This window comes from Novosphingobium sp. ERW19, assembly GCF_012641315.1.
In the GTDB taxonomy this organism is placed as follows: Bacteria; Pseudomonadota; Alphaproteobacteria; order Sphingomonadales; family Sphingomonadaceae; genus Novosphingobium.
The window spans coordinates 213,309-240,025 of the sequence record NZ_JABAIC010000007.1 but is presented as its reverse complement, the minus strand read 5'-3'; the positions used below and the strand labels follow the sequence as shown (position 1 = coordinate 240,025).

Sequence of the window (26,717 nt, the reverse complement as noted above, 5' to 3'; positions counted from 1 at the left end):
CCCTCCCCGGGTAGATGACTATGAGCAACACCGTCGCACTTACAGCAATCGCAGCCGATAGGGGGAGCGCTGCCATGGCAGAAAACGGATCGCCAGATCGCGTCTTGATCGTGGACGATCATTCACTGGTGCGCGACGGGCTGCGCTCGATCTTCGACGATGCCTTTCCTGATTGCACGATCCTTGAGGCCGACAGCCTCGAAGCCGCGCTTAGCGCACTGGCGCAGGAGGGCGACGTCGACCTCGTCCTGCTCGACCTCAACATTCCCGACGTTTCGCACCTTTCCGGCCTCGAAGCCCTGCGCGACCGCTTCCCGGCGACGCCGGTGGTGATGGTCTCGGGCGTGACCGACCGCAAGGTTGTGCGCGATGCGTTGGCGGCGGGCGCGGCGGGTTTCGTACCCAAGAGCCTGAAGCGCGCGGCAATCCTCGACGCGCTGAACCAGGTGCTTTCGGGCGAGATCTACATGCCGGAACTGGAAGGCGATGATTCGGCCGCCGCCGAAGAGGACGCGATCCGCAGCCGGATCGACAGCCTGACCCCCCAGCAGCGCGTGGTGCTGGGGCACCTCGTCGCCGGGCGGCTGAACAAGCAGATCGCCTATGAACTCGACGTCTCGATGACGACGGTTAAGGCCCATGTTTCCGCGATCCTGCAGAAGATGAACGTGTTCTCGCGCACGCAGGCGGTGATCATGGCCGGCAAGGTGGGGTTCAAGGGGTAAACGGTCACGATCGGGCAATTGCGCTCTGCGTCCGGTCTGGCAGGTTGGCGCGGGGGAGAATGCCATGCTGATCGAGACACCGCTGACGCTGCCGTGCGGCATCGTGATACCGAACCGCCTTGCCAAGGGTGCGATGACCGAGGGGCTGGCCGATCCATCGGGCAAGCCGACGCCTGAGCTTGACCGGCTCTATGGCGTCTGGGCCGATGGCGGCGCGGGGCTGCTGATTACCGGCAACGTGCAGATCGATGGCGACCATCTCGAGCGGCCCGGCAACGTCATCGTGGATCGCGCGCCCGATGCGGCGATGAAGGCGGCGCTGGCGCAGTGGGCCAAGGCGGGGACGCGCGCCGGCAACCAGTTGTGGATGCAGATCAGCCACGCCGGGCGGCAGACGCAGAGCGTGGTGAACCCGCATCCCAAGGCGCCATCGGCGGTCAAGCTCGGGCTTCCGGGCGGGCAGTTCGGCGAACCGGTGCCGCTTGAGGAAGCGGAGATCGTCGAGCTGATCGGCCGATTTGCCACTTGTGCGAAGGCCGCGCAGGAGGCGGGCTTTGGCGGAGTGCAGATCCACGCCGCGCATGGTTACCTCCTCTCGCAGTTCCTCAGCCCCCGCAGCAACCAGCGCACCGACCGGTGGGGTGGATCGCTGGAAAACCGGGCGCGGTTCCTGATGGAGACGGTGCGCGCGGTGCGTGACGCCGTGGGTGCGGGGTTCGGCATTTCGGTGAAGCTCAACTCGGCCGATTTCCAGCGCGGCGGCTTTGCCTTCGAGGACAGCCTGCAGGTGGCGCGCTGGCTGGAGGAGGCGGGCGTTGACCTGCTGGAGGTTTCCGGCGGATCGTATGAACAGCCGGCGATGATGGACATGGAGGGGCTAGATCCTTTCGAGCGGCCTGATGTTCCGGCTTCGACTGCGGCCCGCGAGGCCTATTTCGTCGATTTCGCCAAGGCAATGAAGGCGAGCCTGACGAGGATGCCGCTGATGGTGACGGGCGGTTTCCGCAGCCGCGCGGCGATGCAGCATGCGCTGGAGACGGGCGCGGCGGACCTGATCGGTATCGGGCGGCCGTTGTGTGGCGCGCCTGACGCCTGCCGCGACTTGCTTGCCGACCGCGCCGACCTGCCGCGCTTCGAGACGAGCCTGCGCCTGCTGCCCCCTGCCCTGCGCTGGCTGGAGAAGTTCGACGCGGTGCGCACCATCGCCGGCTTCGGCGTACAGATGTGGTACTATGCCCAGATCGACGCGATCGGGCGGACGGGCAAGCCTGATCCGGGCAAATCGGTGTTCTCCTCGCTCTTGCAGGTGCAGAGCCAGGCGAAAGCGTGGATGAAGGCGCGGCGGGCGCGTTAGGGTCCAAACTCCTAAAGCACATCCCTTTGCCGGAGCAGGGCGCGCAGTTGGGCGGGCTTTACCGGCTTGTTGAGGATCGGGAGCGAGAGCGCGCCGAGGCGCGCCTTGGTTTCCTCGCTGCGGTCGGCCGTGATGACCATCGCGGGCAGGTCATAGTCGGCGCGTGCGCGCAAGGCGGCGATCGCTGCCTCGCCGGTCAGGCCATCATCCAGCTGGTAGTCGACGATAGCCATGGCCGGTTTGCGCGCGAGGGCAGCGGCGACGCATGGCTCCGCAGGGTCGCGGGCAGTGACAACTTCGAGGCCCCAGTTTTCGAGCAGGGCTTCCATGCCGGAAAGGATGGCGGGGTCATTGTCGATCACAAGCACGAGCCCCCCGTTGCCGGTCGGCACGACCGGGGGCTGCTCGATCGGCTTGGGCGCAGCCAGCGGCTCCACGCGGGGGAGCAGGATCGAGAAGGCCGAGCCGAGGCCGGGGACGGAATCGAGGCCGATCGGGTGATCGAGCATGGTCGAGACGCGGCGGACGATAGCAAGGCCAAGGCCCTTGCCGGGGATCTTCTGGGTCTTGCCGACGCGGCGGAACTCGCCGAAGATTTCCTCGCGATCTGACGCGGCGATGCCGGGGCCGGTATCGCGGACGGTGACGCGGACCATGCCCTGGATCTCGTCCACTTCGACGGCCACCCGGCCAGCCTCGGTGTAGCGGATCGCGTTCGACACGAAGTTCTGCAGCACGCGGCGCAGCAGGCGCGCGTCGGAGCGCACCCAGGCATGGGTTTCGACCACGTCGAATTCGAGCTTTCCGGCAGCGGCGAGCGGCGCGAATTCGACGCGCAAGGCATTGAGGATTGCGCCGAGCGAGTGATCCCCCAATTCCGGCTGGATTGCCCCTGCATCGAGGCGCGAAATCTCGAAGAGGGCTTCGAGCAGGTCTTCGACCGAGTCCAAGGCCGTCGACGCCTGGCTGACCAGCGCGCGGGGGCGTTCGGGTAGCTTGAGGCCGTCCATTGCGGAGACGAACAGGCGCGCGGCGTTGAGCGGCTGGAGCAGATCGTGGCTGGCCGCGGCGAGGAAGCTGGTTTTCGAGCGGTTGGCGGTCTCGGCCTCGTTCTTGGCCTCGACCAGCTGGCGGTTGACCTCGACCAGTTCGGCGGTGCGTTCCTGCACCCGGCGTTCCAGCAGTTCGGCTGTCTCGGTCAGCGAGCGTTGCAGGCTGACGTGGTCGGTCACGTCATCAAAGGTGAAGACCATGCCGCCGTTGCCCAAGGGGACCGAGCGGATCACGAAGTGCCGCCCGTCCATCAGACAATCGGCGGAAAGCTGGCGCTTGTCGCCTTCGCGCCAGGCGAGACTGTCGGCGCATTCGAGGCCAAGACGCCAGCTGCACCACTGGACCAGCTGGGCATGGCTCTCGACATGGCGCAGCAGGTCATTGCCGGAAAGGCCGAGCACGCGCACCAGCCCCTCGTTCCAGGCCTGCATCCGGCGCTGTGCATCGAACAGGCAGACGCCTTCGGACAGGGTGTCGAGCGTTGCCTGCAGGGCCAGGTTGCGTTCGGCGAGTTCAAGGGCGCGCTGGCGGGCGTCCTCGGCCTTGACCGAGGTGATGTCGGTGTAGATGCCGACGATGCCGCCATCGCTGGTGCGCAGTTCGTTGATCTGGATCCAGCGCCCGTCGCCCAGCGCCTGAACATGCGCCCCCTCGGCGCGGCGGTGCCAGTCGACCCGGTCGCTGAGCCAGCGGTCGGGACCGGTTGCCGCGCCAAGAGTGGAGCCGGTCAGCGCGACGCGGCTGGCCATCTCGGCAAACTCAGGGCTGTCTCCGGAAATCGGTTCGACGGCGGGAAAGATCTTGAGGAAGGCGCGGTTGCACAGGATCAGGCGGTCGTCGGCATCGAACAGGGCAAAGCCATCGCTGAGGGATTCGATCGCATCGCGCAGCAGGACGCGGGCTGCGGTGGCATCCTCGTTGGCTGCGGCGAGTTCGGCCATGGCGGCTTCGAGCGCGCTGGTGCGATCACGCACCACGGATTCAAGCGCAATGGCGGTTTCGAACATCGAGAACGCGCCGCCCTCCATATCGACCGAGCGTTCGACCCGGTCCATCAGCGCGGCATTGATCTTTTCGAGCTGGCGCACGCGGGCGCGCAGGGCAGTCACCTCGTCCTCGCCGTTGACCATGGCGGGGGCGAGAATGCCGGTGAGATTGGCGCCGCTCATCGGCCGACGGCGAGACCGGTGAAGGTCTGGTTCATGTGCGCGGCGCGGAACTGCTCGCCATAAGTGTTGAAGCCGAAGACGCGGTTGGCAACGTACATGCGCGAGACAACGCCGGCCTGCTGGCGATCTTCGGCATCGAGGCGATTGAGCACGCAATCGAAGCCGACGACGTGATCGATCTCGCCCACCTTGCGGCCGATCTCGTCGAACAGAGCGTTCATTTCGGCAATGCGATCAACCGGTTCGCCGATGGAAAGGACAACGCCGGTGTCGATGGCGCAATAGAACGTCAGCGAGCCATCGTCGTTGGCCGTCTGGATCGAGCGGACGTGGAACTGGCCGCCGGTGCGCACGATCGGCGGATAGGCAGCAAAGAACTGGGCGTTGAGTTCGCAGGGCGGACTTCCGGCAAGGCGGCGGTATTCCTCGGCGGCGGGCGCAGCGTTGATTTCAGTGACGACGCGGGATTCGGCATCGGCCTCGGTGATGACCATCTTGGCCGGGCCGGGACGATAGAAGCTCTTGCAGAAGACGTGCAGCGGGCGGCGGCTGGTGAGCAGGACGATCACCGCCGCGTCCTTGTGGAACGCCCCTTCGTGGAAAATCGCGGTGTCGCGGAAAGAAAGGCCATCGCCGCTCGACCCGCCGATCAGCTGGATATCGCCCAGCGCATGCTGCGCGGTCATCGTCAGCAGTTCCTCGCGGTGGGACAGGCCATCGACAAAGAACAGCGCGACATGGTGCAGACCCTCGCCATGTTCGCGCCGCGAGTGAGCAACCAGCTGGCGGATCGAGGCTTGCGCGGCCTGCGGATCGAAATGGTCGAGATCGTCGAAGCGCAGGGAGGCCATCGAGAACGGGCCTTCGGGGAAGCCGATCAGCACGACCGAGTGCGTGTCGTATCCCTGGTCATTCAATTCACCGGCACTGGTGCAGCCGAACAGGCGCACATCGGGCAGGGCCTTGGCCAGTTCGGCCTGGAGGGCATCGCGGGGATAGGCGTTGGAGCAGAACAGCAACGCGCCGGCCAGCTTGCGGCCTTCGATGCACTCGGCCAGTTCGGCAACGGCGGCGCGGGGATCGGCGGCGCGGGAAGTGCACGCAATCATGCGCGCGCCATCCACGTCAGGGCCGACTGCTGTCGCCGTTTCCATCACCGCATCCTCCATGGCCTGACCTCTTGCGGGTTCTCCTGCCTGCCGCGCAGCTTAGGGCGAAGCGGTCGCTTCGCCAAGCGCCACGCTGTCACCGCGCAGCGGCTCGCCTGCGGCCTGGAGCGCGGCGCTCTCCTCATCGGTGAACACCCGGCTGCGCACGATGAAACGCACGCCTTCGGGCGCCTCGAGGCTCATCCCCGAGCCGCGCCCCGGAACGACGTCGATGGTGACCTGGGTGTGCCGCCAGTACTCGAACTGCGCCGCCCCGATCCACACCGGCGTGCCCTCGGCAACGTGGCCCAGCAGCACGTCCTGCCCACCGACCCGGAACTCGCCAGCCACGAAGCACATCGGTGCGGAGCCATCACAGCATCCGCCGGACTGGTGGAACATCAGCGGCCCGTGAATGGCCGTCAGCCGGGAAATCCACTCCCCGGCTTCAGGCGAATTGAGAACGCGGGGCGGCAGGTTACTCATCCGACTGCGGAGATCATGATGCTGGCACCGCCGATTGCGAAGTTGGCGATATCGGCGCTGGCGGCCTGGGCCTGAGGCGAGGACATCCCCGCAGCCATGGCATCGGCATCGGCAAACCACAGCTGGGTCAGGCGGTAATAGGCGGGCGCACTGCCATCGGGACCGGGCAAGCCCTTGAGCAGGACAGCCTTTTCCAGCCCCGGGATCTGATCCGCGATCGGCATGTGGGTTTCGTGATAATAGGATTCGAACGCTTCCGGATCGGCAGGGGCGTTGTAGAATACGTTGACGACGACTTGAGCCATCGGTTCATCCTCTCTTGTTTATCGCTTCACCTTCGCGCTCTTGCGGCCGAAGTGCAAAGGGCAGATCACAAATGGTGACGGCGCGACGGGGACCTTCCTCCCCTGCCGCGCCGTCTCCCTCCAGCTGTCAGGCCAGAACCATTCGGGGTTTCATGTCAGCCTCAGAAGAAGCCGAGCTTCTTGGGGCTGTAGCTGACCAGCAGGTTCTTCGTCTGCTGGTAGTGATCGAGCATCATCTTGTGGGTTTCGCGCCCGATGCCCGACTGCTTGTAGCCGCCGAAGGCCGCGTGGGCGGGGTAGGCGTGGTAGCAGTTGGTCCAGACGCGACCGGCCTGGATGCCGCGGCCGAAGCGATAGGCGCGGGTTCCGTCGCGCGTCCACACCCCGGCGCCGAGGCCGTAGAGCGTGTCGTTGGCGATCTCGAGCGCTTCCTCGTCGGTAGAGAACTTGGTCACGGCAAGGACCGGGCCGAAGATCTCCTCCTGGAACACGCGCATCTTGTTGTGGCCTTCGAGCACGGTCGGCTGGACGTAGTAGCCGTTGGCCAGATCGCCCTCGTGCATCGCACGCTCGCCGCCGGTGAGGACCTTGGCACCCTCGTCACGGCCGATCTGGATGTAGGAGAGGATCTTCTCCATCTGATCGTTCGAGGCCTGCGCGCCGATCATGGTCGAGCCATCGAGCGGGCTGCCGAGCTTGATCGCCTCAACGCGGGCAATCGCTTTTTCGATGAAGCGGTCATAGATCGATTCATGCACCAGCGCGCGGCTCGGGCAGGTGCAGACCTCGCCCTGGTTGAGCGCGAACATGGTGAAGCCTTCCAGCGCCTTGTCGAGGAAGTCGTCGTCGTGATCCATCACGTCGGCAAAGAAGATGTTCGGGCTCTTGCCGCCCAGCTCCAGCGTGCAGGGGATGAGGTTCTCGGACGCATACTGCATGATCAGGCGGCCGGTGGTGGTCTCGCCGGTAAACGCGATCTTGGCGATGCGCTTGTTGGTGGCGAGTGGCTTGCCGGCTTCGATGCCGAAGCCGTTGACGATGTTGAGCGTGCCGGCGGGCAGGATGTCGGCGATCAGTTCGGCGAGGACGAGGATCGACATCGGGGTCTGCTCGGCGGGCTTGAGCACCACGCAGTTGCCTGCGGCCAGCGCCGGTGCAAGCTTCCATGCCGCCATCAGGATCGGGAAGTTCCACGGGATGATCTGGCCGACAACGCCCAGCGGTTCGTGGAAGTGGTAGGCGACGGTGTCGTGGTCGATCTCGGCGATCGAGCCTTCCTGCGCCCGCACGCATGCGGCGAAGTAGCGGAAGTGGTCGATGGCGAGCGGAATGTCGGCGGCGGTCGTCTCGCGGATCGGCTTGCCGTTGTCGATGGTCTCGGCCATGGCGAGGAGATCAAGGTTGGCCTCCATCTTGTCGGCCACCTTGAGCAGGATGTTCGATCGCTCGGTTGTCGACATCCGCCCCCACGCATCCTTGGCGGCGTGGGCAGCGTCAAGCGCCAGCTCGATGTCCTCGGCCGTGCCGCGCGCCACCTGGCACACCACTTGGCCCGTCACCGGCGAGATATTGTCGAAGTACGCACCCTTGACCGGGGCAACCCATTTGCCGCCGATGAAGTTGTCGAACTTGTCACGAATGAGTGAAACGCCAGTGAACTGGCTAAGGGCCTGCTGCAACATCCTCCGGTCCTCCAGAAACTTGTTTTCGAGATCTGGCGGCAGTGTGCGCCCAAGCCGGGACGAGGCCAATTGTACCTTGGAAGGATGCTGCGCGGACCGCCCGCCTGAGCCAAAACCTGCACCAATGGACATCAGGAATTGCAACAGGCGGGCATGTGGTCGCGTGTTCACGGTCGAACGCTAACACGGTGCGCGACATTGCTCGCAATTCAGCGCCGACCGCAGCAACCCGGGCGCCGAAGGAAGAAGGAGTGCCGCTGCATGCTGGACTGGTTCGAAACACAGGCGCCGATCCGCGAGAAAATGCGCGTGCTGACGCTGACACTGGTCGGCGCTGCGGCTTTGAACCTGTTCGACATTCCGGTCCTGCTGCTGCTTCCGGAACACAGCCTTGCGCTCGTTTCCGTCGTCGCCGTCATCTCGCTGGTCCTGACCTTCACGATTCTGCGCCTTGCCTCCGAACGCATCTGCAGGCCCTATGTCGATACGGTGGTGCGCATGGAGGCACTGGCCGACGGCGATACCGAAAGCCCGATCCGCTATACCCACCACGCGGATTGCGTTGGGCGCATGACCAAGGCGATGGACAAGTTCCGCGTCAGCATCCGGGCCTCTACCGATCTCGAGACGCAGCGCCGCATCATCGACCGCATGAACAGCTCGCTCGCGCGGTTGGCCGCCAATGACCTCACGGCAGAAGTCAACGAGGCGTTCCCCGGCGAGTACGAGGAAATGCGCCGCAACTTCAACGCTGGGCTGACCAGCATCTCGGCCGCGCTGGCCAACATTCGCGGCCTTGCCGGAACGGTCCTGACCGGATCGGAGGAGATCGACGCCGCTTCAGCCGATCTTGCCCGCCGCAACGAACGGCAGGCGGCCAACCTGCAGCGCGCGGCGACGGCGATGAACGAAGTGACCACTGCGCTTGGCCAGACCGCCGAACGCGCCGATACCGCCCACCGCTCCGTCGCCAGCGTTGCCGCGAAGGCCGCAGAAGGCCACGACGTTGCCGCATCGGCCATGGATTCGATGCACGAGATCGAGAAGTCGTCACAGGAAATCGGCCGGATTGTCGGCCTGATCGATGGCATCGCTTTTCAGACCAACCTGCTGGCGCTCAACGCTGGCGTGGAAGCGGCGCGCGCAGGGGAGGCAGGCAAGGGGTTTGCCGTTGTCGCCACCGAGGTACGCGCGCTTGCCCAGCGTTGCGCCGAAGCTGCGCGGGATATCAAGGGGCTGGTCGATAGCAGTACCAGCACGGTTGCCAGAGGCGTCACCACTGTCGAGCGGACGCGCTCGGTCTTGGGCGAATTGACCGGCCTGATCGACGAGATCAGCAGCTTCATTACCGAGGTCGCCTCGCATACCGCAAAGCAGGTCCGCAACCTTGCCGGCGTGAACACCGACGTGGCCGAGATGGACCAGATGACGCAGCAGAATGCCGCGATGGTCGAGCAATCGGCAGCGGCGGCCCGCAGCCTGTCGGAACAGGCCAATGCCTTGTCCGCCGGAGTCGGCACGTTCCAGATCAAGGAAGGGATGGGCGTTCAGCCGATGATCCCGCGCCATGTTCCAGCGGCGCCGCCTGCTCCTGCGGTTCCGGCGGTGGCGAAGCCGGCCGTTCGCACGCAGACCAGCGGCACCCTTGCCCTTGCCGAAGACTGGTCGGAATTCTGAAGCAGGATGGCCCTGAACCGTTATCGGTTCGGGGCCGTCATCGCATCAGGCAGCGGCAAACCGGTCAAGCGCGGCAAGGCCATCGTCGGGCCAGCGCGACAAGGCGAGCAGGCGCTTGTGACCGTGGCCGATGAACAGTTCGTCTGTCACGCCCATGCCGCCGTGGAACTGGATCATCTCATGCCCAAGTTCCACCGAAGCCGGCGCGACAAAGGCGCGCAGGCCATCGACGGCGGCGGCGAACCCGTTAGATCCCTGGCTGACAATGGCAAGATCGAGCAGTGCCCTGCCCTGCTCGATCGCAGCATATTGCGCAACCATGCGGTGCTGGATCGCCTGGAACGAGCCCAGGGCCGTGCCGAACTGCTGGCGCGTGCGCAGGTAATCGAGCGTGGCATCGAACAGGCGCTGCATAATGCCCAGCGCTTCGGCAGATCGCGCCAGCGAGGCGAGTACGCCCACATCGGCGACATCGGCCAGCGAGCCGCCGAGCCGCGTGGCAGCAACGTCGGCCAGCCCAAGGCTCACCGCCAGCGAGCCATCGACCATGCGCCACGGCGTGATTGTCAGGCCAGGTGCATTGGCGGCAACAAGATAGAGGCCAACGCCCGCGTCATCGCCCGGTGCGCCGCTATCGCGTGCCGTCACGATATAGCCATCGACCCCGGCGCCTGCGGGCACGCAGGACTTGGCGCCCGACAGCGTGCCATTGGCGCCCACGCTGGTCTCAATAAAAGTGCGACCACCGCGCGCGCCCTGTTCGGCATGGGCCAGCGCCAGGCGGCGGGTGCCCATGGCGAGGGGCTCCATCCAGTCGCGCGCGATTTCCGGGGGAGCGACGCGTTCGAACAGCCGCGCTGCGACCATCACGTTCTCGATCAGGGGTTCGACGACCAGACCCTTGCCCAGCGCCTGGAACACCGTAGCAATCGCCGTGGCATCGAGCGCCAGCCCGCCGCTTTCGAAAGACAGCGGCGCCGCGACAAGGCCGAGTTCGGCAAGCAGGGACCACATCTGCGGCGAAAAGCCATTGGCCCCGCCGAGATAGACACGGCGGCGATCGAGGTCGTAGTTGTCATCAACGAAGCGCTCGGCCAGGGCCTTGAGCATTTCCTCGTCTTCATTCAGGTCGAAATTCACGTCCCTCTCCTCAAGGAGACGACCTGTAACAAGTTCGCACGGCTCGCCATGCTGCGCAAATGACTAGGCGTTTGGACCAAGACCGTCGTTGTTTCCAAAGCACTTGGCCGGTATGACCCATGTCCATAAGTACAGGAGAGGTCAGTGCAGCTTTCGGTGGAGTCGATCGACTCGGTCAGGATCAGCAATCCGCAGGACGTGCGCCGCGCGGCGGAGGCCCTGCACCAGATCGCCACGGCCGCCGGCATGCGCGCCGCGCCTGCGCAGGACATCGCCGACAAGCGCACGCCGGTCGATGCCGATGGCAACATCCTCGCCCGAGACGTGTTCGGCTGGAACGATGAGAAGGTGTGGTGGCGCAATTCGCGGATCGCGCTCGATTCGCCCCTGACGTCGGCCTGCCGGTTCGAAAGCGAGCCGTTCTGGGTGAACGCCAATGGCTTTCACACCCGCCAGCCCAATCATTACCTGACCGCGATCGACCTGACCAACTTCGAAGCCCGCGCGATGACCCGCGCTGCCATCGTCGTGCCGGTGCACCTGCCGTTCGGGCAGATCGGTGCAGTCAGCTTCAACCCGCTTGATCCGGCGCAGACCGAGCTGGACGACGTGTTTCTCGAGAACGGCGACGCCTTCGGCATCTATGCCCGCACTTTCATCGCCAGCTATGTCCACGCGATGGGATCGGCGCAGGCCCTGCCCTCGGGCTCGCGACTTTCAAAGCGTGAAGTGGAGTGCCTGCGCTGGGCAGCGATCGGCAAGACCGACCTTGAAATCAGCATGATCATGGGCCGCAGCCGCGCCACGGTGCGCTTCCACATCCATAACGCCTCGATGAAGCTGAACGCGGTGAACCGCAGCCAGACCGTGTTCAAGGCCGCGCAGCTGGGCTATATCTCGCTGGCGACCTGAGGCCGCGCTTACTCGTCCCAAGGCGGGATCTCGCCCGCGCCGACCTTGCTGGAAATGCCGAGCAGGAAGCCGCCCAGCACCTCGGTGGCGTTGGGATAACGCTGCGCCATGCGGGAGGCGAGCTCTGCGGAGGTCTTTGCGGTCCTGGCTTCGGCGGCAAAGGCCGTGATGTAGGCGCGGGTCCAGGCGATGGACATGTTGTCGTCCGGCAGGCCCGGTTGGCGATGGCCCGCCACGATGCGCGCCGGGTTCATGGCCTCAAGCTGGTCGAGAGTCTTGAGCCATGCGTCGTATTGCGCGGGGCCATGTTCGCCGAGCCAGACATAAACGCCGTTGTAGAGGATGTCGCCCGCGATCAGGGTGCGTGTCTCGGCATCCCAGACGACGGTGGAATGCAGGTGATCGCCCTGCATCGGGCCGATGACCTGCAGCTTGTGGCCTTCGAGGTCGATGCTGTCTCCGCTCATCGCCTCGGGCTGGACCCCGCGGCGCGGCGCATTGGTGCCAAGCTGTGCGGCCCAGCGCTTGAACTTGATCGGGATCGAGCGGGCCATGTCCTTCGCCGCTACCGGATTGGCGAGGATCTTCGCATCCGGGAAAGCATCCTGCAGCACGTCCAGCCCGAAGAAGTGATCGGGGTGGTCGTGAGTGATGACGATGGCCTTCAGCGTCTTGCCGCTGTCGAGCACATCTGCTGCCACGCGCATGGCATCGGCCCGGGTGAAGGGCACGTCCACCAGGACCGCGTCCTTCTCGCCCGTGACAAGTGTGACGTTGGCCACGAGGCTGCCGGGGCTGGTGGTGATGACCTTGTAGTCGAGCGGCTTTGCGTGAGCGACACCGATGGAAAGCGCCGACACTGCGAGCAGTGCGAGGATCTTGCGCATAGTTCGTCTCCCTTCAGTGGGCGGTCTGGCCGCCGTCGATTGTAAACGTGGCGCCGTTGATGAAGCTGGCCCCGTCCGAGCACAGGTGCAGCACGGTGGGGGCAATCTCCTCGGGGCGCGCGGCGCGGCCCGAGATGTTCTGGGCGAAGAACATCTGGGTGAACTCGTTGCTGTCGGCCCAGTGCTGGGTCATCGGGGTGACGACGAAGCCGGGCGCTATGGCGTTCACGCGGATGTTGCTTTGCGCATATTCCACCGCAGCAGCCTTGGTCAGGCCGGAGACAGCGTGCTTCATCGCGCAATAGGCGCTCATGTTCGGGTCCGCGATCAGCGCGCCGACGCTGGCGGTGTTGACGATTGCCCCGCTGCCTACCTTCAGGAAGTGGCGGATTTCGGCCTGCATGGCGAAGAACACACCCTTGAAATCGACATCGATGGCGAGGTCGAGTTCGTCCTCGGTCACTTCATGGATCGGGCGCTGCGGGGGCAGGACACCGGCGTTGTTGAACGCTGCATCCATCCGCCCGAAGCGTTCGATGCACTGCGCGACCAGTGCATCGAGATCGGCGGCCTTGCGCACGTCGGTCTTGCGGAAGGCGGCACGGCCTCCCTCCGCAAGAATCATTGCCACGGTTTCATCGGCGCGGTCATCGATGTCGCCGATCATCACCGAAGCGCCCTCACGCGCGAATGCCAGCGCGGTAGCAAGGCCAATGCCAGTGGCGGCGCCCGTCACGAGGACGGCCTTTCCTTCGAAGCGCATCATCTTAAATGATCCCTGATTTGCCGGGGGCAAGAATGCCGTTGGGGTCTAGCGCGTGCTTTATTTTCGCATTGAATTCGCGGTTTACCGCGCCGTATTGCTGCGCAACGAGGTCCATGGAATTGACCCCGGTGCGGTAGCTGGCCCAGCCCTGCGCCCCGAAACGGGTAACCAGTTCGCGGTAACAGGCATCGGCCTTCTTCTCCTGCTCGGCATCTGACTTGTCGAACAGCAGCGCGATGATGTGGTGCAGGTCGCGCCAGCCGATGGCGTAGGCGGCGGTGTAATCGAAACCCCACTTCTCGACGATTTCCTTGGCAAGCACAGTCTGCCGCTCTGCCTCCATGCCGCGCGCGGCGGCAACCGGCGCGAACCAGGCAAGGCCTCCGCCAGCCCCGCGCCAGCGCAACAGGCCGATCTCGTCGAGATTGAGGCCACCTTCCATCAGCGTGGAGTGGTGATGGAACCACGGATTGTCGCCCATCTCGGCGGCGGTCAGCACTTCGCCGCCGCTGGCCGTCAGGCTCGCGCGGATAATTGGCTCTACGCCCGCCACGGTCTGTTCGGTGCCGTAGAGCGCGAAGTAGGTGTTCCACATGCCCAGGCCATTGGCCTTGGCTGCCTTCTTGAGTGAGGCTTCATCCAGCGGCATGCCATCGGGCACGATCTCGTTGCGGCGCTTGAACATGGCGAGCTGGTAGGACGCGCTCATCATCAGGTTGCAGTTGGCAACGAGGTTCGAGACGCGAAGCGGGCGCATCGCCTCGATGATGCGCGGCACGTCGGCCATTTCGGCGTGGCGCACCATGAACGGCTTGTAGACCGGCGGCTTGGGCATGAGCCACAGGCCCATCTTGGTGACGACGCCGAAGTTCGACTGGGTGAACAGCCCGTCGACGTACGGCCCGTAGCCCCACTTGAACGCCTGCCACGCGGTGCTGCCCTTGATCGAGCCCATGCCGGTGCGCATGACCTGCCCATCGGCCAGCACCACTTCCATGCCGCACTGAAACATGAAGTGCTCGCCATAGGGGGTGTAGCCCACCCCGCGGTCCAGCGTATTGCCGACCGGCGAGGCAATCGGGCCGACCGTGGGCACGTCGATCCACAGCGGAATGTTGTTCTCTACCAGATAGTCCTTGAGCTGCTGGTAAGTGACGCCCGGCTCAAGCAGGCAGGTGCCGAGATCGGCATCGACTTCGAGGATGCGGTTCATCCGCTTGAGATCGAGCACGACCTGGCCCGGTGTTGCCGGCGCGGTCATGCCATAGCCCATGTTCTTGCCGGTCGAGACGGTCCACAACGGCTGCTTGTAGGTGTTGGCGATGCGGACGATTTCCTGCACCTGCTCGACCGTTTCGGGGCAGACGGCACCAACCGGGACATGGCGGTTCGCCGGGTCGGGCACATAGACCTTGGTGTAGGGGGCGACGGAGTCCTCGTCACCGAACACCCAATCATTGCCGACGACGGCGCGGAAGGCCTTCATCGCGCCGGCGAAGTCCGCCTTGGTCATGTGCGGGGCAAGTGGCGCGGGGTTCTTCGCGCTGGCGCCGGTGCCAAGACCAAGGCTGGCCGCGCCGATGATCCCTGCGCCGAGTAGGCCGCGACGGTCCATGTTGATGTCGGTCATTGCCCGTGCTCCCCCTTGCGCGCTGCACTCTTCTCGACCCACGCTGCGAGGGCTTCGAGTTCTTCCGGCTTCACCTCGGTCGGGCGGAAGGCGGGCATGCCGTTCTGGCCGTGGCGGACGATGTACTTGACCGATCCCGCAGGCAGAGCGCGCCCGAGGATGATCGGGCCGACGTTGCGGCCATGGCAGTAGCCGCAAGTCTTGGCATAGATGGTTTCAGGCGCGCGGATGCCCTGCACCTCGCCCAGCTTCTGCCCGGCGATGGCAGGCGCGGCGAGCGCAAGCAGCGTTGCCCCTGCAATGGCAAGAGCGGTGGTCTTTTCCGGCATATGTCCCCTCCGGTGCGGCGTGATCTCCGCTTCACCGAAGAGTTATCGTGGAGACGGCGCGCCTGCCATCGGCGGTCTTCTCGCGCGTTCCACCAAGCGAAACGCGCGTGCGAGAGATCAGCCGAGTGCTGCCAGAGCCAAAGTCAAGATGCCGAGGCCGCCCGCCATCCACATGCGCAGGCGCAGCCAGCCTTGCGGCAAGGAGACGTCGCCCGAAAGCTTGCGGTCAACCAGCGGGCTTGCCAGCAGCAACAGGCCCAGCGCGACCAGCGACGGCCCCGGCCAGTGCCAGCCTTCGCTCCACGGTAGCAGAGCGGCCCATGCTGCCAGGCTGGGCAGCACGGCGACGACGTAGAGCCCCGATTTGCGCACGCCGCCAAGCAGGCCGGCCATCCACCATAGCCCGCCAAGGAACGACAGGATAAGCGCGGCGTAAAAGCAGCCAGCCGCCTTGGCGGTCCACTGGTACGGGCCCTTGTCAACGACTGCCCATATGCACAGCGCCTGTGGCAGCCAGCCGGCAAGGCCCAGCACAGTGACGGCAGGAGGCAGGGTGGATCGGGACACGCGGGCAGACTCCTTCAGCATGCGCCTGCTCTGGCCCTGCGCCCAGCCTGTCGCAACACGGCCCTGTTGCCACGTCGAGCCTTGGTGCCAGCAGGTCTAGGCCGTGGGCATGGACAGGTTCCCCCTTACCCGCTCCGCCGCGCTCGAACGGCTCGAACGTTTCGTTCCCCGCGCCGGCAGCGCCTATGCCGCGCGGCGCAATCTGGTCGATGCCAGCGGCGATCACGCCAACGTGTCCCGGCTTTCAGCCGCGCTGCGTCGCCGCCTCATTGGCGAGGACGAAGTTGTGCGAAGCGTTCTGGCGCAGCATCGGCTGGAAAAGGCGGAGAAGTTCATAGCCGAGGTGTTCTGGCGGACCTACTGGAAGGGGTGGCTGGAACAGCGCCCAGGCGTGTGGAGCGCATACCTCGCCGATGTCGGCGCGTTCCATCCCGGCACGACGATTGCTGAGGCGATGGCAGGCCGCACCGGCATCGATGCTTTCGACCATTGGGCACGCGAGCTGGCCGCGACCGGCTACCTCCACAATTGGGCGCGGATGCAGGTTGCATCGATCTGGGTCTTCACGCTCGGCCTGCCTTGGCAGCTAGGAGCGCAGTGGTTCTTCGACAAGCTGGTCGATGCCGACCCGGCTTCAAACACGCTGAGCTGGCGCTGGGTGGCCGGGCTGCACACGCCGGGCAAGACCTATCTGGCCGATGCCGATCGGATCGCGGCGATGACCGGCGGCAGGTTCCGGCCCGATGGCCTGGCCTCGAGCGCGCGGAATTCGCAGAACTTCAGCCACCCCCCGCGCTCACCGGTGCGCACGGCGGTTGCCCCGGACTCCCGGCTACCGACGCTGGTTCTGGTGACGCCCGAAGACTGCTCGCTGGAAACTGTGCTGCCCGACCTTGATGTACGGGCCGTGGCCGTGGCCGACGATCTTGCCCGCAACGGTTGGGACCGCACTGCGCTTGAGGACGCTGGCGCGCGTGCCGCGGCCTATTGGCAATGCCCTTCCGGCGCGGGAGACATTGCCACGATCGCCACGCAGCACGGTTGCCGACAGGTCGTGACCGCCTTTGCTCCCGTCGGCCCGGTAGCCATTGCACTTGAGAGCCTGCGGGCGCAGCTTGCGGCGAAAGGCATTGTCCTTGCCGAACACCAGCGCGAATGGGACCGGTTGTGCTGGCCCCACTGCGGCAAGGGGTTCTTCAACCTCAAATCCGAAATCCCGCGCCTGCTGGAAGCGCTTAGCCTCGGTTAGTTGCGAGCGTCTTCAAGGATCATTGCGCCGGCGCGATAGCCCAGAGCCATAGCAGGGGCGTTGGTGTTGCCGGTGACATGGCCGGGCATGACCGAGCAATCGACCACGCGCAGCCCGGAAACGCCGTGCACCCTGAGGCGCGGATCAACGACGGCGCGCTCGTCAGAGCCCATCCGGCACGAGCCGATGGCGTGAAGGCCGCAGCTGGCGATGCGGCGAAAGCTATCGAGAACCGCCTCGTCACTTTCCACGCTCGCACCGGGGATCAGCTCGTCGCCGACCACATCGGCCAGCGGACCGGATCGCACGAAGGCGCGCATCTTGCGCACCATCGCGATAGCAGACTTGCGGTCGTGCTCGGTCGAAAGCCAGTTGGGCAGGATTGTCGGCAGGGTTGCCGCATCGGGCCCGGCGATGCGGACCGAGGCCTCGCTGGTCAGGCGCAGGAGCTGGCCATAGATCGTCATCCCCGGCTCGCGCGAGATTTTGTCGAGCGGGACCGGGTTGCCGTCGTCGGCTACCTCGAAGGTGTAGCCACCGAGATAGAGCTGGGCATCGACCCGCCCATCAGGATGCGCGACGTTGCAGAAGGCGCCAACCTCGAACGGACCCGTCGCCATGATCCCGCCGCCGGTCACAAGGTAGCGCGCCATTGCCGCCAGCAGCCCCGGCCCGCGCAAGCTGCCGCCCGTACCCCGTTCGCCACGCAAGCGGTGGGGCATCGAGAAGCCGAGGTGTTCCACCATGCGTTCGCCCACGTCAGGCGATTCGACCAGCGGCACGATGCCAGCAGCTTTCAGCCGCGCGCCATCACCGATGCCGGAACGCTGGAGCAGCAGCGGGCTTTCCATCGCGCCACCGCTGACGATCACTTCGCCCGCGCAAGGGAAGCGGCGCAACACGCCATTGGCGCGCGCCTCGACCGCGATGGCGCGACCCTGCTCGATCACGACACGCTCGGCAATCGCGCCGGTCACGACCGAGACATTGGCGCGTTTACGCGCCGCGGCCAGGAAGGTCCGGCCTGAACTCTGGCGCCGTCCCTTGCGGATGTTGTGGCTGTAGAGGCCGACGCGCTCGCCGCCTCGTTCGTTGAGGTCCTCGACGCGCGCCATCCCCATCGCCTCGCCCGCCGCGATCATGCGTTCGGCGAGCGGATAGGAGAAGATCGCCGGATCGACGTGAACGAGCCCGCCCGCGCCACGCATCGGCCCCGGCCCGGCGGCATGATCCTCGAGTGCGAGAAACGCCTCGGTCATCGCCGCGCCATTCCATCCGGTAGCGCCGGCCGCTTCCCACGCGTCATAGTCGGCAGGTTCGCCCCGGCTCCAGATCATGCCGTTGACGGCAGATGATCCGCCGACGCCCTTGCCCCTGATCCACACCTCGTTGGCCGGCATGCCTTCGGCGCGGGACTGCCTGACGGGGTAGGCCCAGATGTGTTCCGGGTTGGTCACAAGCTTGGCCACGCCCTTGGGCAGGGTCACCCAGAACCCGTCGTTCTCGCCGCCAGCTTCGAGCACCAGCACCTTGTTGCGCGGGTTCGCGCTCAACCGCTCGGCAACGACGCAGCCGGATGAGCCTGCGCCCACGACGATGTAATCCCAGACTTGTGCCATTGTGCATCCCTCTCTCGCAGATCGTTCTGGCACACTGGCAAAAGGGACAACCCTAGCGTTTTGCCCACCCTAGCGTTTTGCCCACCCTAGCGTTTTGCAGAGTCGGCAAATGCTGCTTCGACGGGTCTAGTGCAGGAAACCGGAATCAGGCCTCCGGACTTGCACGGACGGGAGTGGAATGCACGTTATCGCCCAAGGGCTCATTACCGAGGACAACCCGCCGCACCTGATCGGCGGGCGCGAGCGTGATACGGGCCGCGTGGTGTTTCCCTGTCCCACTGGTGACCGGTACGATCAAGTCGCGCTGTCACGCACCGGCACGCTGTGGTCCTACACCATCCAGCGCTATCGCCCGAAATCGCCACCCTACAAGGGCCCCGAGGCCTTCCGGCCCTGGGCTGTCGCCTATGTCGAACTGCCCGGCGAAGTGATCGTCGAATCGCGCCTGACCGATATCGCATTCGAGGACATCCGCATCGGCATGCCGCTGGAACTGACCATGATACCGCTCGATCCGGATTCTGAGGACTCCGTGATGATCCCCGCTTTCCGTCCCGCAGGAGCAGCAGCATGAGCGGCGACGTCTGCATCGTCGGCGTGGGCATCCACCCGTTCGGCCGCACCGATGGACTGTCGGGCCTTGAACAGGGCGTCTTCGCCGTGCGCGAGGCGCTGGCCGATGCCGGGATCGACTGGCCGCAGATCCAGTTCGCCTATGGCAGCTCGGACGCGGCGGGCAATCCCGATACCATGGTCGAGCGCCTGGGCCTGACCGGCGTGCAATTCATCAACGTGCGCAATGGCTGTGCCGCTGGCGGGTCGGCGCTGTTCTCGGCGCAGATGGCGATCAAGTCGGGCGAGTTCGATATCGGCCTCGCCGTCGGCTTCGACAAGCACCCGCGCGGCGCGTTCAACGCCCTGCCTTCGGAATACAACCTGCCGGAATGGTACGGCGATGCCGGCTACATGATCACCACGCAGTTCTTCGCGGCCAAGATCATGCGCTACATGCACGAGCACCGCATCAGCCAGACCAGCCTTGCGCGCGTGGCCAACAAGGCCTTCCGCAATGCTGTCCACGCTCCCCATGCCTGGCGGCGCGAGCCGGTGGACATGGAGACGATCCTCGAAGCGCCGCTCGTGTCCGATCCCTATACCAAGTACATGTTCTGCTCGCCCGCAGAAGGCGGCGTCGCGCTGATCCTCGCCAGCGAGAAGAAGGCGCGCGAGCTGGGCAAGCCGCTGGTACGCCTCAAGGCCGCGACGATGCGCACCCGCCCGCCCAAGAGCTTCGAGGTCTTCGCGCCTTCGATCGACATCGGCGGCGGCAAGGCCACGGCCACGCAGATCGCCAGCGCCGATGCCTTCCGCATGGCCGGGATCGGGCCGGAGGACATCGCCCTCGCCCAGTTGCAGGATACCGAATGCGGCGCCGAAATCATGCACATGGCCGAAAACGGCTTCTGCAAGGACGGCGAGCAGGAAGCGTGGCTGGCGCAAGGAAAAACCGAGATCGGCGGGAGCCTTCCGGTGAACACCGATGGCGGCTGCCTTGCCTGTGGCGAACCGATCGGTGCGTCCGGCCTGCGTCAGGTCTATGAAAACGTCATCCAGTTGCGCGGTGACGGCGGCGGACGGCAGGTTCCCGGCGACCCCAAGACCGCATACAGTCATGTCTATGGCGCCCCCGGCGTCTCTGCCGTCACCATTCTCGAGCGTTGAACACAATGGACATCGATCTTTCCCCCGAAGAACTGGCCTTCCGTGACGAAGTGCGCGCCTTTCTGGCCGAGAGGCTGCCCGAAGAGGTGAAACATGGCGCGGCAATGTCGCCCACGGTCTTCGTGGAGCCCGACATCGGCCAGCGCTGGAACGCGGTGCTGAACGAGCAAGGCTGGCTCGCCTACCAGTGGCCTAAGGAAGTCGGCGGCACCGGTTGGACGCCGACGCAGCGCTATATCTTCGAGAAGGAATGTGCACTGGCGGGGGCGCCGAACCTCACCGTGCTGGGGCTCAAGCTTGTTGCCCCGGTGATCTACACTTTCGGCACGCCCGAACAGAAGGCCAAGTACCTGCCCAAGATCCTTTCGGGCGAGGACTACTGGTGCCAGGGCTTCTCCGAACCCGGCTCCGGCTCTGACCTTGCCAGCCTGCAGTGCCGCGCCACGCTTTCGGAAGATGGCACGCACTACAAGCTCAACGGCTCGAAGATCTGGACCACACACGCGCACTGGGCAAACAGGATGTTCGCATTGGTCCGCACCGATGCCAACGTGAAGAAGCAGGCGGGCATCTCGTTCCTGCTGGTCGACATGAACCAGCCCGGCGTCTCGGTGCGCCCACTGTTGACGCTGGCAGGGGACCACGAGGTCAACCAGGTGTTCCTCGAAGACGCCATCGTCCCGGTGGAAGACCGGGTGGGCGAGGAGGGCGACGGTTGGAAGCTCGCCAAGTTCCTGCTCGAGAACGAGCGCGGCGGTTCGTGCCATTCGCCAAAGCTGGAATACGACCTTGCCCAGATCGAACAGGCCGCGGCGGATGAGCCTGACGGTCGCGGCGGCAAGTTGGCTGACGATACCGACTGGAAGCGCCGCGTCGCGAAGGTGCGGCTGGGCATCCAGAGCCTCGAGATGATCGAGCTGAAGATCCTTTCGGAGATCGCCAAGGGCCGCCCGCCGGGGCCGCAGACCTCGCTGTGCAAGCTGCTGGCGTCCAACCTGCGGCAGGATGTCGATCTTCTGGCAGTGGATCTCTATGGCCCGGCCGGGCTCCAGCTTGATTTCGCGCGGCCGCTCTATGGCGACAATGCCCCGGCGCCCATTCACGCAGAGGGCGCGCAAGTCGCCTCGGCACGCTATCTCAACAGCCGTGCCTGGACCATTTTCGGCGGAACCAACGAAGTGCAGGCGGGCATCATCGCGCGCACTGTGCTCGGACTTTAAAGGAAGAAGAGGATGCAGCTGAGCCGTGAGGCGCTATTGCGCGCCTATCGCCAGATGAAGGTGATCCGCGAATTCGAGGAACGCCTCCACGTCGATATCCAGACCGGCGAGATCGCCGGCTTCACCCACCTCTACTGCGGGCAGGAAGCTGTTGCAGTGGGCGTGTGCGAGCATCTCGACAACGACGACAAGATCGTCTCCACCCATCGCGGCCATGGCCACTGCCTTGCCAAGGGCTGTGATGTGAACGGGATGATGAAGGAAATCTGGGGCAGCCGCGACGGTCTGTGCAAGGGCAAGGGCGGCTCGATGCACATTGCCGACGTCGACAAGGGCATGCTCGGCGCCAACGGCATCGTCGGCGCGGGCGCTCCGATCGCGGTGGGCGCAGGGATCGCCGCCAAGATCGACGGCAAGGGCAAGGTCGCCATCACTTTCTCGGGCGACGGCGCGTGCAACCAGGGCACCACCTTCGAAGCGATGAACATGGCCGTGGTGACCAAGGCCGCGACCATCTTCGTGTTCGAGAACAACCACTATTCCGAGCACACCGGCTACCAGTACGCAGTCGGCACCAGCGGCGACATCGCCAGCCGCGCCGAAGCCTTCGGCATGAAGGTGTGGCGCGGTGACGGGACCGATTTCTTCTCGGTCTACGAGACGATGCGCGAAGTGCTCGACTACGTGCGCGTTCCCGGCAATGGCCCGGCAGCAGTGGAGTTCGATACCGAGCGCTTCTTCGGCCACTTCGAGGGCGACCCGCAGCGCTATCGCGGGCCGGGCGAACTCGACCGCATCCGCGAGATGCGCGATTGCCTGAAGAACTTCCGCAAGTCGGTGACCGACGCAGGGCTTCTGGAGCACGCCGATCTCGACGCGCTCGATGCCGAAGTGCTCGAAGCGATCGAGGAGTCCGTCCGGCAGGCCAAGGCCGCCGATCGTCCCACCGCCGAAGACGTCCTGACCGACGTCTACATTTCGTACTGAGACGAGGGAGCGGACCAATGGCAAAAATGATGTACCGCGACGCCGTCGTCTCGACGATCGCAGAGGAAATGGAGCGCGACGAGAACGTCGTGTGCCTGGGCGAAGACATTGTCGGCGGCATGGGTACGCCGGGCGGCCCCGAAGCCATCGGCGGCATCTGGTCGACTTCGACCGGGCTGTTCGGGAAGTTCGGCGCTGACCGCGTGATCGACACCCCGATCTCGGAAAGCGCGATCATGGGTGCGGCAGCCGGCCTTGCGCTTTCCGGCAAGCGCCCGATTGCCGAGCTGATGTTTGCAGACTTCATCGGCGTCTCGCTTGACCAGATCTGGAACCAGATCGCCAAGTTCCGCTACATGTTCGGCGGCAAGACCAAGTGCCCGGCGGTGATCCGCATGGCCTATGGCGCGGGCTACAATGCCGCCGCGCAGCACAGCCAGGCGGTCCACCAGATCCTCACCGGCATGCCCGGCCTCAAGGTCGTGATGCCGACCACGCCTGCCGACGTGAAGGGCCTGCTGCGCACCGCCATCCGTGACGACGATCCAGTGATCTTCCTCGAGCACAAGGCACTCTACGGCGTTTCCGGCGAAGTGCCCGACGATCCGGACTACATGATCCCGTTCGGCCACGCCCGCCTGTCGCGCGCGGGGCAGGACGTGACCATCGTATCGACCGGCCTGCTGCTCGGCTTTTGCGAGGCGGTGGCCGACAAGCTTGCTGCCGAAGGCATCGGCTGCGACGTGATCGACCTGCGCACCACCAGCCCGCTCGATGAAGAGACCATCCTCGACTCGGTCGAAGTGACCGGTCGCCTCGTCGTCGTCGACGAAGCGCCGCCGCGTTGCAGCCTTGGCGCCGATATCTGCGCGCTGGTCGCCGAGAAAGCCTTTGCCAGCCTCAAGGCCCCGCCGCTGTCGGTCAACCCGCCGCACACCCCCATCCCGTTCGCGCGCGAGCTGGAATCTGCCTACCTCCCCTCGGTCGACAAGATCGAGGCGGCGGTGCGCAAGGTTCTGGGCTACCGTTAGAGGCTGGAGACGCGACATGGCCAATATCCGCCCGTTCTGCATGCCCAAATGGGGCATCGAGATGACCGAGGGCACGATCGCCGAATGGATGGTCAAGGAAGGCGAGGCCTTTTCCAAGGGCCAGGTCCTGTGCCTGATCGAAACCGCCAAGATCACCAATGAGGTCGAAGCCGAATACGACGCGGTGCTCAAGCGCCTGCTGACGCCTGCCAGCGATGACGCGCATCCGGTGGGCGCGCTTCTGGCGGTGTTCGCCGACGCCGACACCTCGGACGCCGAAATTGAAGAGTTCATCGCCGGGTTCAAGCCCGCCGAGACCTCTGTCGCGGCCAAGGGCGGTGGTTCTGCGCCAGCTGCGGCAACGGCAACCCCTGCCGCAGCGGCTCCGGCCCCGGCGCGTGAGCCAAAGAAGATCGTCACCAATCGCGCGATCAGCCCAGAGGCGCTGAAGCTGGCTGAGGCCGAAGGCGTCGACATCGAACCGATAGAAGGTTCGGGGCGCAACGGGCGCATCACCTATCAGGATGTGGTTCAGGCCCTGCGCCCGGAACGGGCCCTGTCCTTCAAGGGCAGCGCGCAACTGGTCGAGGACAGCCCCGAGGCGTTCGCCTCGCCGCTCGCCCGCCGCATCGCCGCGCAGCACGGGATCGCGCTTGCGGGGATCAAGGGCACCGGCGCGCGCGGCCGCATCTCCAAGGCCGACGTGCTCGCGCTGGTCAAGCCGACCACCGCTGCCGCGCCGGTGTTCGGTGCGCCGTTCGAGCTGGTCAGCAATCAGCCGCAGGTCCAGCCGTTCGACAAGGTGCGCAAGGTCGTCGCCCGCCGCCTGACCGAAGCCAAGCAGACCATCCCGCACTTCTACCTGCGCGTCTCGGCGACGGTCGATGAGCTGATGGCCCTGCGCAAGACGGCAAACCTCGTACTCGGCACGAAGGCGTCGATCAACGACTACATCGTCAAGGCCGTGGCGCTGGCGCTGGTCAGGCATCCGGACGTCAACGTGCAGGTCCATGGCGATAGCGTCCATTCGTTCCCGCACGCCGACGTGGCCATCGCGGTGGCCAGCCCCAAGGGCCTCGTTACCCCGATCGTGCGGCAAGCAGACCGCATGCACATCGCACAGATCGCGGCAACCACCCGCGCCCTGATCGACAAGGCGCAGGCCGGCAAGCTCGGCTACGATGACATGGACGGGGGCACCTTCTCCGTCTCAAACCTCGGCATGTTCGGGATCGAGCAGTTCGATGCGATCATCAACCCGCCGCAGGGCGCGATTCTTGCCGTCGGCGGCGCGAACCGCGTGGCGGTGGAGGCGGACAACGGCGACATCGTCTTCGAAACCCGCATCCAGCTGACCATGTCGGTCGACCACCGCGCCATCGACGGCGCGGCGGGCGCACAGTTCCTGCAGACGCTGAAAGGCCTGCTTGAAGCACCGGAAGGGCTGTTCCAATGACCCGCGCAATCACAAAGCTCGGCCCCGTCGGCCAGCTCGCCTACCTGCCGCAGGATTTCGATGCGGCGGTCAGGTACTGGACCGAGACGATGGGCGTCGGCCCGTTCTACCTTATGGAGAACGTCGCGCTCGGGGACTGCAAATACAAGGGCGTGCCCACCGGCGCCGTCTTCTCCATCGCCATCGCCTATTGGGGCGATGTGCAGATCGAGCTGATCCGTCCCGAGAACGGCGAACCGTCGATCTACACAGGCGAATATGCGGTGACCGACAGCCTCCACCACATCTGCATCTTCGTCGATTCCATCGAGGAAGCCCGCGCGGCCTGCGCCGAGGCGGGCGCAACGATACTGGTCGAGGGCAAGGTCGGCGCCGATGGCGAAGTGATCTACGTCGATCCCGGGAAAGGCCCCGGCCACGTGATCGAACTGCTCCAGAACATGACCGGCGCCGATGGCATCTTCCAGATGATCAAGGATGCCGGGAAGGACTGGGACGGCTCGGAACCGCTGCGCAAGCTGGGCTGACAAGCGCAAGCTTGGCAGACGTTGCTATAGTCTATAACAATGCCGCCGGAGAGTCCTGAAACCGGCGGTAAAACCATGCTCGAAGTTCTCAGCACCCGCACACTCGCTCCGGTCGAGAGGCTCGATTACTGGAACGATCTGATTTCCTCGACCTACACCGGCATGGTGGTCGATGCTCCGCGCGATCGCTTCGATGCGCGGCTGACGGTGTGGCAGATGGGGACGCTGCGCATGGTTCGGCCCTATTCACGCGCTGCGGTGATCTCGCGCCATGCTGAGCGTTCGACGCGTCCGACCGATCAATCCCTGGTTGCTCACTTCCTCACTCGGGGCGACGTCAGGCTCGAGCAGCGTGGCCGGACCGTCGATCTGACGGAAGGCGACATGGTGCTGTGCGCGGCTGAGGAGTTCTATCGCTTCGACACCAGCACGACGCACGAGATGATGGTGGTGGAGTTCGACCGGCAAACGCTGGCCGAGCGCCTGCCCCATATCGACGATTTCGTTGCACGGCGCATTTCCGGGCAATTGCCCTCGACCCGACTTGCTCATCGCTACATGTCTTCGTTGTGGCAGGAAGCCCCCGAAGTTCTGCCCGATGCGCATTGGCAAATGCATGCCGGAATCGTCGGCGAAATGATCGCTTCGTGCATCGAAGGCAGCGGCAAAGTGATGGAGGCGCCAACCAATGGCCTGGTGACGCGTGCCGAAGCCATCATTCTGGAACGGATCGGCGATACTGAGTTCAACGCATCGGCTCTGGCAACCAGCCTCGGAGTTCCCTTGCGCACGCTGCAAGCCGCTGCGGCCAGTGCCGGAACCACGCCAAGCGCCCTGATCATGCGCCGCCGTCTGCTCCGCGCAGCAAAAAGGCTCGTGGGCGAGCCCGGTACGAGCGTCACCACAATTGCCATCGAGTGCGGCTTTGCCGATTCCGCCCACTTCGCCCGCCGGTTCCAGCAGCATTTCGGCACCACGCCCAGCCACTATCGCCGCATGAACTGATGGTCCTTGCGCTTCCGTCCGGTTTTCTGCGCGCCCGGACAGGCAGTTTTGAACCGGACAGCTAGACCGAT

At 65.2% G+C, this 26,717-nt stretch carries 25 protein-coding genes; 13 read left to right on the top strand and 12 right to left on the bottom strand.

Translation table 11 applies throughout. The features are described from left to right. Positions 1–74 precede the first annotated feature (74 nt). Both HGI46_RS15100 and HGI46_RS15095 read left to right on the top strand, forming a co-directional pair. Positions 75–725 carry a response regulator transcription factor gene (locus HGI46_RS15100; RefSeq protein ID WP_168904913.1) on the top strand — a complete coding sequence of 217 codons (651 nt, stop codon included), beginning with the start codon at positions 75–77 and terminating at the stop codon, positions 723–725. Positions 726–789: 64 nt separating this feature from the next. Further along, positions 790–2,079, top strand: a complete 1,290-nt coding sequence (locus tag HGI46_RS15095) for an NADH:flavin oxidoreductase/NADH oxidase family protein (protein WP_168904912.1) — start codon at positions 790–792, stop codon at positions 2,077–2,079. Between the two features lie 11 nt (positions 2,080–2,090). On the opposite strand, the gene HGI46_RS15090 is transcribed toward HGI46_RS15095, so the two are convergent. The 5 genes from HGI46_RS15090 to adh all read right to left on the bottom strand — a co-directional run bounded on the left by HGI46_RS15090 (position 2,091) and on the right by adh (position 7,922). After that, positions 2,091–4,301: a PAS-domain containing protein gene (locus HGI46_RS15090; RefSeq protein WP_240946793.1), complete on the bottom strand. Its 2,211-nt coding sequence runs from the start codon at positions 4,299–4,301 to the stop codon at positions 2,091–2,093. After that, the gene (locus HGI46_RS15085; RefSeq protein WP_118075900.1) at positions 4,298–5,455 is read right to left on the bottom strand and encodes an FIST N-terminal domain-containing protein; all 1,158 of its coding nucleotides are present in this window, start codon (positions 5,453–5,455) and stop codon (positions 4,298–4,300) included. The genes HGI46_RS15090 and HGI46_RS15085 overlap by 4 nt, the downstream gene beginning before the upstream one ends. Before the next feature lie 54 nt (positions 5,456–5,509). Beyond that, positions 5,510–5,935, bottom strand: a complete 426-nt coding sequence (locus HGI46_RS15080) for a DUF779 domain-containing protein (RefSeq protein ID WP_168904911.1) — start codon at positions 5,933–5,935, stop codon at positions 5,510–5,512. Next, positions 5,932–6,240 (bottom strand): EthD family reductase, encoded by a 309-nt coding sequence (locus HGI46_RS15075; RefSeq protein WP_168904910.1) that lies wholly within the window; start codon positions 6,238–6,240, stop codon positions 5,932–5,934. Before HGI46_RS15075 ends, HGI46_RS15080 begins: the two co-directional genes overlap by 4 nt. Before the next feature lie 161 nt (positions 6,241–6,401). After that, the gene (adh, locus tag HGI46_RS15070; protein ID WP_168904909.1) at positions 6,402–7,922 is read right to left on the bottom strand and encodes an aldehyde dehydrogenase; all 1,521 of its coding nucleotides are present in this window, start codon (positions 7,920–7,922) and stop codon (positions 6,402–6,404) included. 261 nt (positions 7,923–8,183) lie between these two features. Here adh and HGI46_RS15065 point away from each other — a divergent pair, with 261 nt between their 5' ends. Continuing rightward, positions 8,184–9,599, top strand: a complete 1,416-nt coding sequence (locus HGI46_RS15065; RefSeq protein WP_168904908.1) for a methyl-accepting chemotaxis protein — start codon at positions 8,184–8,186, stop codon at positions 9,597–9,599. A 45-nt stretch (positions 9,600–9,644) separates the two neighbouring features. Here the strand turns inward: HGI46_RS15065 and HGI46_RS15060 are convergent, their stop codons facing one another. Next, positions 9,645–10,739 (bottom strand): acyl-CoA dehydrogenase family protein, encoded by a 1,095-nt coding sequence (locus HGI46_RS15060; RefSeq protein WP_168904907.1) that lies wholly within the window; start codon positions 10,737–10,739, stop codon positions 9,645–9,647. Between the two features lie 144 nt (positions 10,740–10,883). On the opposite strand from HGI46_RS15060, the gene HGI46_RS15055 reads away from it, so the two are divergent. Beyond that, positions 10,884–11,651, top strand: coding sequence for a LuxR C-terminal-related transcriptional regulator (locus HGI46_RS15055; protein WP_168904906.1), 768 nt, complete (start codon positions 10,884–10,886; stop codon positions 11,649–11,651). An 8-nt stretch (positions 11,652–11,659) separates the two neighbouring features. Here HGI46_RS15055 and HGI46_RS15050 read toward each other — a convergent pair whose 3' ends face one another. The 5 genes from HGI46_RS15050 to HGI46_RS15030 form a co-directional block, all read right to left on the bottom strand. Then, the gene (locus HGI46_RS15050) at positions 11,660–12,538 is read right to left on the bottom strand and encodes an MBL fold metallo-hydrolase (RefSeq protein WP_168904905.1); all 879 of its coding nucleotides are present in this window, start codon (positions 12,536–12,538) and stop codon (positions 11,660–11,662) included. A gap of 13 nt (positions 12,539–12,551) precedes the next feature. After that, the gene (locus HGI46_RS15045) at positions 12,552–13,304 is read right to left on the bottom strand and encodes a glucose 1-dehydrogenase (protein ID WP_168904904.1); all 753 of its coding nucleotides are present in this window, start codon (positions 13,302–13,304) and stop codon (positions 12,552–12,554) included. A 1-nt stretch (position 13,305) separates the two neighbouring features. Then, positions 13,306–14,934, bottom strand: coding sequence for an FAD-binding oxidoreductase (locus tag HGI46_RS15040; protein WP_168904903.1), 1,629 nt, complete (start codon positions 14,932–14,934; stop codon positions 13,306–13,308). After that, positions 14,931–15,263 carry a cytochrome c gene (locus HGI46_RS15035; protein ID WP_168904902.1) on the bottom strand — a complete coding sequence of 111 codons (333 nt, stop codon included), beginning with the start codon at positions 15,261–15,263 and terminating at the stop codon, positions 14,931–14,933. The genes HGI46_RS15040 and HGI46_RS15035 overlap by 4 nt, the downstream gene beginning before the upstream one ends. 117 nt (positions 15,264–15,380) lie before the next feature. Beyond that, positions 15,381–15,830: a DUF3429 domain-containing protein gene (locus HGI46_RS15030; RefSeq protein ID WP_346766745.1), complete on the bottom strand. Its 450-nt coding sequence runs from the start codon at positions 15,828–15,830 to the stop codon at positions 15,381–15,383. A 109-nt stretch (positions 15,831–15,939) separates the two neighbouring features. Between HGI46_RS15030 and HGI46_RS15025 the strand changes: the two genes are divergently transcribed. After that, complete coding sequence (locus HGI46_RS15025; RefSeq protein ID WP_168904901.1) at positions 15,940–17,079, top strand: FAD-binding domain-containing protein; 1,140 nt, start codon at positions 15,940–15,942, stop codon at positions 17,077–17,079. On the opposite strand, the gene HGI46_RS15020 is transcribed toward HGI46_RS15025, so the two are convergent. Then, positions 17,076–18,698, bottom strand: coding sequence for a GMC family oxidoreductase N-terminal domain-containing protein (locus HGI46_RS15020; RefSeq protein ID WP_168904900.1), 1,623 nt, complete (start codon positions 18,696–18,698; stop codon positions 17,076–17,078). The genes HGI46_RS15025 and HGI46_RS15020 overlap by 4 nt on opposite strands. Positions 18,699–18,876: 178 nt before the next feature. On the opposite strand from HGI46_RS15020, the gene HGI46_RS15015 reads away from it, so the two are divergent. From HGI46_RS15015 to HGI46_RS14980, 8 genes are all read left to right on the top strand, one after another. Continuing rightward, on the top strand, positions 18,877–19,272 hold the full coding sequence (locus HGI46_RS15015; RefSeq protein WP_168904899.1) for an OB-fold domain-containing protein: 396 nt from the start codon (positions 18,877–18,879) through the stop codon (positions 19,270–19,272). Then, entirely contained in the window at positions 19,269–20,420 is a 1,152-nt protein-coding gene (locus HGI46_RS15010; protein ID WP_168904898.1) for a thiolase family protein, read from the top strand. The genes HGI46_RS15015 and HGI46_RS15010 overlap by 4 nt, the downstream gene beginning before the upstream one ends. A 5-nt stretch (positions 20,421–20,425) precedes the next feature. Next, positions 20,426–21,640 (top strand): acyl-CoA dehydrogenase family protein, encoded by a 1,215-nt coding sequence (locus HGI46_RS15005; RefSeq protein WP_118075178.1) that lies wholly within the window; start codon positions 20,426–20,428, stop codon positions 21,638–21,640. Between the two features lie 12 nt (positions 21,641–21,652). Next, the gene (locus HGI46_RS15000) at positions 21,653–22,627 is read left to right on the top strand and encodes a thiamine pyrophosphate-dependent dehydrogenase E1 component subunit alpha (protein WP_168904897.1); all 975 of its coding nucleotides are present in this window, start codon (positions 21,653–21,655) and stop codon (positions 22,625–22,627) included. 17 nt (positions 22,628–22,644) lie between these two features. Continuing rightward, the gene (locus HGI46_RS14995) at positions 22,645–23,658 is read left to right on the top strand and encodes an alpha-ketoacid dehydrogenase subunit beta (RefSeq protein ID WP_168904896.1); all 1,014 of its coding nucleotides are present in this window, start codon (positions 22,645–22,647) and stop codon (positions 23,656–23,658) included. A gap of 16 nt (positions 23,659–23,674) precedes the next feature. Next, positions 23,675–25,114: a dihydrolipoamide acetyltransferase family protein gene (locus HGI46_RS14990; RefSeq protein WP_168904895.1), complete on the top strand. Its 1,440-nt coding sequence runs from the start codon at positions 23,675–23,677 to the stop codon at positions 25,112–25,114. Continuing rightward, complete coding sequence (locus HGI46_RS14985; protein ID WP_168904894.1) at positions 25,111–25,641, top strand: VOC family protein; 531 nt, start codon at positions 25,111–25,113, stop codon at positions 25,639–25,641. Before HGI46_RS14990 ends, HGI46_RS14985 begins: the two co-directional genes overlap by 4 nt. Positions 25,642–25,716: 75 nt before the next feature. Then, a complete protein-coding gene (locus HGI46_RS14980) occupies positions 25,717–26,646 on the top strand; it encodes an AraC family transcriptional regulator (protein ID WP_162896266.1) in 930 nt (309 codons plus the stop codon). Positions 26,647–26,717 lie beyond the last annotated feature (71 nt).